Consider the following 8,926-nt stretch of genomic DNA (forward strand, 5'->3'; position numbering starts at 1 on the left):
TCGTCAAGGTCGGCGCGGTTTCCCTCAACCACCGCGACAAGATGGTTATCGATAGCGGGCGCGGGCTTACGCTCGACTTTCCATTCACGCCGGGCACGGATCTAGCTGGCCGCATCGTGGCGATGGGCGACGATGCCGAACGGTTCGCGGTTGGCGATCGCGTGATCTCTTGCTTCACGCCCGAGTGGATCGATGGTGCCCGCGCAGGCACGGCCCGCACCCCCGCCTATCGCACCCTCGGCGGCTATTTCGCCGGCGTACTGGCAGAGTATGTTGTACTGCCCGAAGACTGGCTGGTCACGGCACCAGCGGCACTGGACGACGCCCGGGCGAGTACGCTGCCCTGCGCCGCGCTCACCGCCTGGTTCGCACTGGTCGAGCGCGGCGGAGTACGCGCCGGCGACACCGTATTGATCCGGGGGACTGGCGGAGTGGCGCTTTTCGGGCTCCAGTTCGCGAAGTTGCATGGGGCGAGGGTGCTCGTCTCTTGCAGCCCGGAGAAGATCGATCGTGTCCTGGCGCTGGGAGCCGACCATGCGATGGATCGGCACCGAACGGGTTGGCTCGAAGCGCTATACGCGTTGACCGACGACCGAGGCGCAGATCATATCCTGGAGACCGTCGGCGGTACTTTTCTCGGCCAGTCGGTACAGGCTGCGGCGATTGGCGGACGCATCTATCAGATCGGTGCGCTCGATGGGTTCGACCTCTCCTCACCCGCCATGCCGCTGATGATGAAGGACGTGACGATCCAGGGCATTGGTACCGGTCATCGTCGCGCGCTTGAGGACCTGGTGCGCGCGGTCGCACGGACCGGCATGACGCCGGTGATCGACAGCCGCTTCGCGTTCGCCGATCTATCGGACGCACTCGATCGTCTTGACGCTGGCCCGTTCGGCAAGATCGTGATCGATACGTGCGATATCACCCTGCCGCCGACCTGAATAAATGCCGAAACTCGGGGAGCGGATACGCCGTGAACGTTTGGATCCTCAGCTATCGTCCCTTCAGCAGTCTTTCATCGCGAAGCGATCGGGGCATTCAGTAACTGCAGATCTGGTGTAGCCTTACAGGGTCCAAAACGATCCATTCGCCCCGATGCCTCTCTACCAGCTTTAGCTGCTTTAGGTTTGCCACCTCGCGATGCACGCTCTGCCGTGTGACGTCGAAGAGATCAGCGATGTCACTTTGCGTGATCGGTAGAGCGATGCGGACGCTGCCTTCGCTCGTTTCCGATCCTGCATGTTCTGCGAGGTTATCGAACATCATTGCTACGCGTTTTCCGAGACGCTGGGTCGCACGCTGCTCGCGGCTGGCCATTTGCCGAGAGATGGCCTCCGCGAACTTCCGGCAGAGCGCCTCGGGGATCTCCGGATGGCGGTGATACAACTCCCAGAAATCATCACGATCGAGTTGCCGCATAACCGCCGGGGTCAGCGCGATCGTCGTGTGGTTGTGCATGCGCCGAGCGATCATCGCAGTTTCGCTAAAGCAGTTTCCGGACGCGTAGATAGTAATAAGCGCCTGCCGCCCGTCGACGTGCAGTCCAATGAGGCTCAGAAAGCCACTTTCGACCTGGAAGATACGCGTTGCCGCCTCACCGGCGCGCTTTACCGGCATGCCGGGGTCGACGGTGAAGCGCGTCATGCGGGCCTCGACGGCCAAGCGCACCGTACCCGGAAGTGCACCGATCCAGTTCTCCCGGTTGATGATGCCGGGCACCGGGGGGGCCGCGCCGTCGTCCATTATAGTTCCTCTCCGCGCTGCAATACGCAGCTGCGCCCGAGCCTATAGCTCGAAAGATTGTCGTCCGATGTAACATTGGTGACACGTTCGAACCTATCCCAGAGTGCAAACGGTCCGGCAGCGGATGGTGAAAGCACCGTCGCGTCAATGAGACCCGCAGGTCAAATGCGGGGGGCAGGGGAGGACCTGAGTATGCATTCCTACCAAACGATCTTGTGCGCGGCGACGCTTGGCAGCTTTGCGTCAATGCCGGCCTATGCGCAGACGACACTTCCACCGGAGGGCATGCCGACTGAGCAAGCCAAGGCCTCCGGGATCCAGGACATTGTCGTCACGGCGCGTCGCCGCGAGGAGTCACTGCAAAGCGCGCCCGTTACTGTCACGGCGTTCACCAATGCCCAGCTCCAGGAGAAGGGCATCAACGACTTTGCCAAGCTTGCTCAGGCGACTCCAGGCGTGAACTTCGACGCATTCCCTCGTGCTGCTCCCCGCCCCTTCTTCCGGGGCATCGGAAGCGCCAACCAGGGTGCGGGAGGGGACCCGTCGTCGGTTGCCTTCCTTGACGGGGTTTATCTCGGCCGTGCCGCGATGCTCGGGATCGATTTTTTCGACATGCAGCGCATTGAGGTTCTGAAAGGGCCCCAAGGCACACTGTTCGGAAAGAACGTCGTCGGCGGGGCGATAAATTTCATCACCGCAAAACCGACGCGGGATGCAAAGGCACAGGTTCAGTTCACAGCCGGCGAGTTTTCGCAGCTGAACGGCAACGTGATGTTGAACGTCCCCATCACTGATACGATCGCCACGCGTATCGTGCTCGGTGCGGTGAGTAACGATGGTTTTCGCAAAACTCCGATAGGCCGTCCTCTCGACGACGAAAATAAAATGAGCGCGCGGATGCAGACGATGTTCGGTCTCGGCAGCGCTACAACATTCCTGATCTCGGCCGACATCGCAGACCAGGACCTCGCGCCAGGGTCCCGCTTCAACGTTCGAAGACTTTCGTTCCACCCCACCAGGCCGAATGCCGGCTACGACGACTACGACAAGCCGCGGATTGCGGATCCTGATCGCTATGGTTTCATCAGATCGACGACCGGTGGCGTTCGCGGCGAGCTGAACACCGAGGTACTTGGCTTCGCAACGTTGACCGCGACCGCAGCATGGCGAACGCTGGACTACGACTCCTCGGACGACCTAGACGGCGCCACCGCCGCTGTGAATGCCGCCACGGGAGTACTGGTGCCCGCAATTCAGGTACTGGCAAAAGAGAAAGCGGACTCCTATTCGGCCGAGACCCGGCTAACCTCACTTGGTTCCGGGCCGTTCAGCTGGGTGGCAGGTCTGTACTACAATCGCGATGACATTGATCGCGAACGGGAGAGCGAGACCGAAGTAATCGACAACAGCGAGAACCGCTTCGTCGCACACTCTCGCAACCGCAGCTATGCCGCGTTCGGCGAGGCGCAGTACAAGTTCGACTTTGGCCTCGGGGTGTTTGGCGGCGCGCGCTATACGGACGAGAGGAAGGTTTACGAGATCACGCGGCTGACGGGTAACCCGGTCCTGCCGACTGTGAACTACTCGACGTTCGGCACCCCCGGCGTCACGCGGCAAAAGCTCGTCACCTACCGCGTCGGCACCGATTTCCGCTTCAGTGACAACATCTTCGTTTTTGGCACCGTATCCACCGGGTTCAAATCAGGCGCTTTTCAAGAACAGCCGGGATCAGCCATACTGGCCCGGGTCGCAACCGCGCCAGAGAAGGTCACCAACTACGAGGCGGGGATCAAGACCGACTGGCTGAACCGCCGGCTGAGGTTGAACGTGTCCGTGTTCCAGGCGGAATATCGCGATCTGCAGACGATCCAGGTCATCCCGGATGCGACCGCAGGACCCGGTGGAACGCGCGTATCCACCGACACGGGGGACGCGACGATCAAGGGCATCGAAAGCGAACTGGTGCTCGCGCCTGTCGAGTTTGTCGATCTGACGGCGCGCTACACCTACCTCCATCCCTTCTTCGATCGGCTGACGCAAACCTCTGCGATCCTTGCCAACGGCGCCGTAGTGCAGCGGAACCTCGCAGGCAGTCGTCTCAGCCGTACCCCGCAGCATGCGATGACCGCGGACCTTGGATTCACGTCGCCCAAATCGGACTGGGGCTGGCTGCGGGCTGTAGTATCACTCGACTACCAGAGCGACATCTTCGACGATAACGACAACGATTTCATCGAGTATCGTCGGCCGCGGACCCTTTGGGATGCTAGCGTGACCTATCACGTCGATGCGCGGTTTTCTGCAAGGTTCTGGGTCAAGAACCTGACCGATAAGGAATATCGCGTTTACAACGTGGACCAGGCCAACGGCCTATTCGTGCAGTACGGCGCCCCGCGGCAGATCGGAGTGACACTCGATGCACGTTTCTGAACTCGCCCGCGCTCCGGTCAGGATGCGAGTATGACGCCCGCACTTGAACAGACATGCAACGTCATCGTCCCGGTCGGGGCTCTTGGTGCGGGCGTGCGTACGGAGGACGTGGCTCGCGGCATGACAATGGGGGCTCACGCGATCGCGTGCGACGCAGGTTCGACTGATAGCGGTCCGGCGTATCTAGCGACAGGGAGGTCCAAATACTCTCGTGATGCGGTCAAGTCCGATCTCGCCATCCTGATGATGGCGCAGGCCAATGCTGGAATCCCGCTGCTGATCGGCTCGTGCGGAACCAGCGGATGCGACATGGCGCTCGACTGGATGTACGACGTTGCCGTCGAGATCGCGCGCGAGAACGGATTGAGCCCGCGTATCGCTCTGCTCTATTCGGAGCAGCAAGCAGCGGTGCTCGAGGAGCGTGCCACGAACGGCGGTATCATGCCGCTGGCACCTGTCCAGGATGTCCCGCCAGGCGTCTTCGCGGCGTGCGACCACATCGTCGCCCTGATGGGGCCAGAGCCGTACATAGAAGCCTTACGCACGGGTGCTGACATCGTCCTTGGTGGACGGACTACAGACACCGCCGTCATCGCTGCGGTACCGTTAATGATGGGCGCTGGTGCAGGCGCTGCGTGGCATGCTGGCAAAACTGCAGAATGCGGCGGACTCTGCACGGTCCGCTCACGCGACGGAGGCGTGATCGTTCGCGTCGGTATCGACCATTTCGACGTCGAGCCGCTGGCCACGAGCAACGCGTGCACGCCGAAGACGGTGTCGGCCCATATGCTCTACGAGAATAGTGATCCGTTCCGGCTCGCTGAGCCGGGCGGCGTTCTGGACGTCAGCACCTCACGTTACGAGGCGCTCGACGATCGGATCGTACGCGTCTCGGGATCGGTCTTCGAACCTGCGCCATATACCATGAAGCTGGAGGGCGCATCCGGGGGACCGTTCCAGACGATCATGCTTGTCGGTATCCAGGACCGCGGCGTGTTGGCGGAAATCCCACGGTTCATCGCTCAGATGGAAGGTTTCTTCCGATCGCGGTTGCAGGCGACGATCGGGGTTCGTCTCGGAGACTACGACGTTTCGCTACGAGCCTATGGCTGGAACGGGGTTACGGGGGAAGCGGTGGATCCAGACGCGCCTCCGCCGCGCGAAATTGGCCTGATGTTCGTCGCCACCGCTGCCACGCAGGAGCTGGCAACGCAGATAGCCAAGACCTGCAACCCGGCTTTCTTCCACATGCCGCTGAACACCGATCAAGAGCTCCCGAGCTACGCCTTTCCATTCTCACCGGCCGAGATCGAGCGCGGACAGGTTTATGAGTTCAGGCTGAACCACGTGGTTCGGGTTGACGACCCGCTCGAGCTTGTTCGGATCCGATACCCAGGTGCGGAAGGGGTTAATCATGCCGAAGTTGAGTAACGTCTGCTCGCATGTACGTTCAAAGAATGCCGGGCCCTTCTGGATCACCGTCGATCTTTTCTTCCCTGATGCCGGGGCGTTTGCGCATTACTCGAACGCCCCGTCGCTCACGGGTTCGGCAATCGCCGCGGTGTTCGGCGTTGACCCCGTCAGTATGAAGCGTTTCGAAGTGACGCATCTTTCGGTGCTGAAGTTCTCCTACCCGCGTGCCACGCCGCAGGGCGGAACGGTCGAGCGGGACATGCACGGCGGTCAGCAATACGTGAGGTTGCTCGATGTCGAGCTCTGATCCTCTCAGTAGCGGTCGACCGACTGCAGGTATCATCACCCAAGCCCTCTACGGACTCGGTGCTGTCTCAAGCGGGATCAAGATGCGCGCGTTGAGCGCGTTCCTTCTGCTGTACTACAATCAGGTGCTCGGTCTTTCCCCGACGCGTGTGTCGTTAGTCATCACGGTGATCCTGGTCTTCGACGCTATCTGCGATCCCGTCGTCGGGCATTTGTCAGACCGTTTTCACTCGCCTTGGGGCCGGCGGCATCCCTTCATGTATCTGTCCGCCGCGCCGCTGGCGATCGGGTTCTTCCTGCTCTGGAACCCGCCGACCGGTCTAACCGACTGGCCACTTCTTTGCTGGCTGTTCGGGTGCCTGTTGTTGATCAGGGTCTCGGATACCTTCTTTGAGTTGCCGTCCGCTGCACTCGCGCCTGAACTCGTCGAGGACTATGACGGCCGCACGCGGATCGTGAACTTCCGGATCTTCTTCCGTACGATCGCCGGGCTGCTCGTGACGGTCCTCGGACTAGAGGTCTTTATGCGCGAGAGGCCCGACGGGTCTGGCGGCGCGACGGAACAGGCGGGATACTTCGGCTTCTCCCTCACGATGTCGGCGATCATGTTTACCGTGATCGTCATCTCGGCTGCAGCGACGCACCGGTTCATTCCCTACCTGCGCCGCCCCGTGCCGACCAAACACCGGGGTGGCACGTTTTGGCAGGATACAATGGGTATCCTGCGCAACCGGTCCGCAGTTGCCATGCTCGGGGTTGGCGCTTTCCAATCGGTTGCAGCTGGTGCGAAGACCGGACTCGACCTTTACTTCGGCTTGTATTTCTGGGAATTGTCGCAGGCGCGGCTGTCGCTCATGGCAACTATAGGTGCTGTCGGGGCTCTCGTAGGCGCATCGCTAGTAGGAATGGTAAGTCGCAGACTGGGGAAGCGTCGAGGCACGATAATCTGTTACACACTCGGCCTGTTGAACGGCGCGATCCCGATCGCGCTTCGATTATTAGATCTTATGCCGGCGAATGGATCGAACGCCCTGTTCGTCATCCTCTCGGCGGAAGCCTTCTTCCTCGGGATGCTATACGTGATGAGCGCTGTCATGATGAACTCGATGCTCGCCGACGTCATAGAAGATGTGGCGGTCAAGTCCGGTCAACGTTCGGAAGGGCTACTCTTCTCAGCCGATCAGTTCTTCACCAAGGCGGTATCCGGACTAGGGGTCATGGTATCGGGTGGAGTGCTTTCGCTGATTGCATTTCCCCGGGACGCAAAGCCGGGGGAAGTGGATCCTGAACTGATTTTCAGACTAGGTGCACTGTATCTGCCAACGGTCATTGGGATGACGCTCATCGCGATCGGGTTACTTTTCGCTTACCGGATCGATCGGACGCAGCACGAGCGGAACCTTGCGACTTTGCGGACGAACGAGGCCGACGAGATCCGCGTGACGCCGGAACTGGCCCCGACCGTCTCGTAACAAATGCTCATCGACCCCATTCCACTGGCAGCGTGATCCTAGTGGCCTAATACTGATGAACGGACGTCTGATGTTGGGACGTCCGGGAAATGTCACGAGCCTCCAGTCATGGGTCCGTGCGGACCTCGCAGGCGCATTTTTATCTGCGTCCATCGTCTGAGAGTCAGGCCTCAGCGCTGTCGGGCATTGCCAGATATCCAAGTACGGCGCGGCGAACCCGCACCATGAGTTGTGCCTGTCGCTCCTCGCCGCGTTCGCCTGCGGCATCGATCATTCCCCTGATAATCGCTAGAACATCGTCCGTGACGGATGCCGTATCAGATTGGTGGGGAAGGTCCGGCCGGGCAAGAATGTCTGCGAGAAACGTGACGATTCTAGCCCTTACGAACTGAGTGTCGACATCGAGAGGAAGGCGGGCTTCCTCGAAATCGAGCAGTCGTGCCAGACGAGGGCGACGCATTTGGTGTCGAACAGCGGCTTCAATCACGCCATCTAGAGCGCCCCGCCCGGCAACTACGATACTCGCGGCCTCAACCTCCTCGACAAGACGGGATGTTTCACGAGCAATTAACGCACCGAGCAGCGCATCCTTGTCAGGGAAGTACTGGTACAGCGTACCAATGCTGGTGCCGGCTAATTCAGCCACCGCATTTGTGGTAAAGCCACCGTGCCCCTGCTCCTCCAAAATGCGAGCAGAGGCTTCGATGATCGCAGTCACGGTGTGCTGCGCGCGCGCCTGCCTTGGCTGTTTCCGTGGGCGCGTGCGTTGGTCCTGAGGCTGTGCAGTCATGGTGGCCAATGCGAGTAGCTAAGGTGAGCGGATGCTCGCATCCTAATGGCGTCAATCAACGACGCAAGGATGCATCATGGACGCCCAACCCACCCAGTTCGAGACCGCACTCACGACCTTCTTTATGGTTAAGACCTCGCCGGAATGGCTAGGCTTCACGTTCGAGACGCGACTGGCCCATGCCCGAGACACCTTCCAGCCCATCCTCGATGAGTTCAATGGGCGGGTCCGCCTTAAGTGGTACGATGTTGAGTTCTACACGGCGAAGATCAGCGATATCTGGATGATCGAGTCAAAAGACCATCAAAGCTATCAACTCTTCTGCGAGAAGCTGCGCGAAACGCCGTTCTGGGACCGCTTCTTTCTCGTTCACGACATTTTTCCAGGTGAGCTGAACGCGTGGGCCAAGAACTATGAAGTCGAAGCTCTCCGATCTTGAAATATCATCGGGCGGCGTATGCCCGCTCGGTGGCACTGCTCCGCTCCACACCCTTTGCGGGTGGAGCGGAAGACCAGCGTTCTTTACGCCCTTCTTGTGGCCGTTTCCGAAACAGCATCCCATTTGAGAAAGCCTAGTGGTCAAAGGGAGGGGCTAGCCGTCCTAACTTCACTCTGGCCGTGGACATGAACAAGCGGCCGGAGTTGGGGTGCTGAACCGACGCTCTGAGCGTCCGCTTCTCTATCGCGGCCTGAGTCAACAGGCGCAGACCACTCTCCGCCGCCGCGAGTGCGCCGGTTTGAGGAATTGGTAGGCGACGAAAATACAAAT

Annotated in this window: 8 protein-coding genes; 6 read left to right on the forward strand and 2 right to left on the reverse strand. The window is 60.3% G+C overall.

Annotation, left to right across the window (positions count from 1 at the left end; all coding sequences use genetic code 11):
• On the forward strand, positions 1-944 hold a 944-nt coding region (locus tag C8J42_RS19660), incomplete at its 5' end, for an NAD(P)-dependent alcohol dehydrogenase (protein WP_133021500.1).
• A gap of 97 nt (positions 945-1,041) precedes the next feature.
• On the opposite strand, the gene C8J42_RS19665 is transcribed toward C8J42_RS19660, so the two are convergent.
• Positions 1,042-1,746: a Crp/Fnr family transcriptional regulator gene (locus tag C8J42_RS19665; RefSeq protein ID WP_133021501.1), complete on the reverse strand. Its 705-nt coding sequence runs from the start codon at positions 1,744-1,746 to the stop codon at positions 1,042-1,044.
• A 192-nt stretch (positions 1,747-1,938) separates the two neighbouring features.
• Between C8J42_RS19665 and C8J42_RS19670 the strand changes: the two genes are divergently transcribed.
• From C8J42_RS19670 to C8J42_RS19685, 4 genes are all read left to right on the forward strand, one after another.
• Complete coding sequence (locus tag C8J42_RS19670) at positions 1,939-4,176, forward strand: TonB-dependent receptor (RefSeq protein WP_165895581.1); 2,238 nt, start codon at positions 1,939-1,941, stop codon at positions 4,174-4,176.
• 243 nt (positions 4,177-4,419) lie between these two features.
• Positions 4,420-5,607, forward strand: a complete 1,188-nt coding sequence (locus C8J42_RS19675) for an acyclic terpene utilization AtuA family protein (protein WP_207897197.1) — start codon at positions 4,420-4,422, stop codon at positions 5,605-5,607.
• On the forward strand, positions 5,591-5,896 hold the full coding sequence (locus tag C8J42_RS19680; RefSeq protein ID WP_133021504.1) for a DUF4387 domain-containing protein: 306 nt from the start codon (positions 5,591-5,593) through the stop codon (positions 5,894-5,896). Before C8J42_RS19675 ends, C8J42_RS19680 begins: the two co-directional genes overlap by 17 nt.
• Entirely contained in the window at positions 5,883-7,367 is a 1,485-nt protein-coding gene (locus C8J42_RS19685; RefSeq protein WP_133021505.1) for an MFS transporter, read from the forward strand. Before C8J42_RS19680 ends, C8J42_RS19685 begins: the two co-directional genes overlap by 14 nt.
• A gap of 163 nt (positions 7,368-7,530) precedes the next feature.
• On the opposite strand, the gene C8J42_RS19690 is transcribed toward C8J42_RS19685, so the two are convergent.
• Positions 7,531-8,085, reverse strand: a complete 555-nt coding sequence (locus tag C8J42_RS19690; RefSeq protein WP_243644634.1) for a TetR/AcrR family transcriptional regulator — start codon at positions 8,083-8,085, stop codon at positions 7,531-7,533.
• Positions 8,086-8,233: 148 nt separating this feature from the next.
• On the opposite strand from C8J42_RS19690, the gene C8J42_RS19695 reads away from it, so the two are divergent.
• Positions 8,234-8,596: a darcynin family protein gene (locus C8J42_RS19695; RefSeq protein ID WP_133021506.1), complete on the forward strand. Its 363-nt coding sequence runs from the start codon at positions 8,234-8,236 to the stop codon at positions 8,594-8,596.
• The last annotated feature ends 330 nt before the right edge of the window (positions 8,597-8,926 follow it).

This window comes from Sphingomonas sp. PP-CE-1A-559 (genome assembly GCF_004340965.1).
In the GTDB taxonomy this organism is placed as follows: Bacteria; Pseudomonadota; Alphaproteobacteria; order Sphingomonadales; family Sphingomonadaceae; genus Sphingomonas.

Bases quoted from the DNA above. Each gene is read 5' to 3' on its own strand.
- C8J42_RS19675 (WP_207897197.1), top strand. From the start codon at position 4,420: ATGATGGCGCAGGCCAATGCTGGAATCCCGCTGCTGATCGGCTCGTGC.
- C8J42_RS19670 (WP_165895581.1), top strand. From the start codon at position 1,939: ATGCATTCCTACCAAACGATCTTGTGCGCGGCGACGCTTGGCAGCTTT.
- C8J42_RS19680 (WP_133021504.1), top strand. From the start codon at position 5,591: ATGCCGAAGTTGAGTAACGTCTGCTCGCATGTACGTTCAAAGAATGCC.
- C8J42_RS19665 (WP_133021501.1), bottom strand. From the start codon at position 1,746: ATGGACGACGGCGCGGCCCCCCCGGTGCCCGGCATCATCAACCGGGAG.
- C8J42_RS19695 (WP_133021506.1), top strand. From the start codon at position 8,234: ATGGACGCCCAACCCACCCAGTTCGAGACCGCACTCACGACCTTCTTT.
- C8J42_RS19685 (WP_133021505.1), top strand. From the start codon at position 5,883: ATGTCGAGCTCTGATCCTCTCAGTAGCGGTCGACCGACTGCAGGTATC.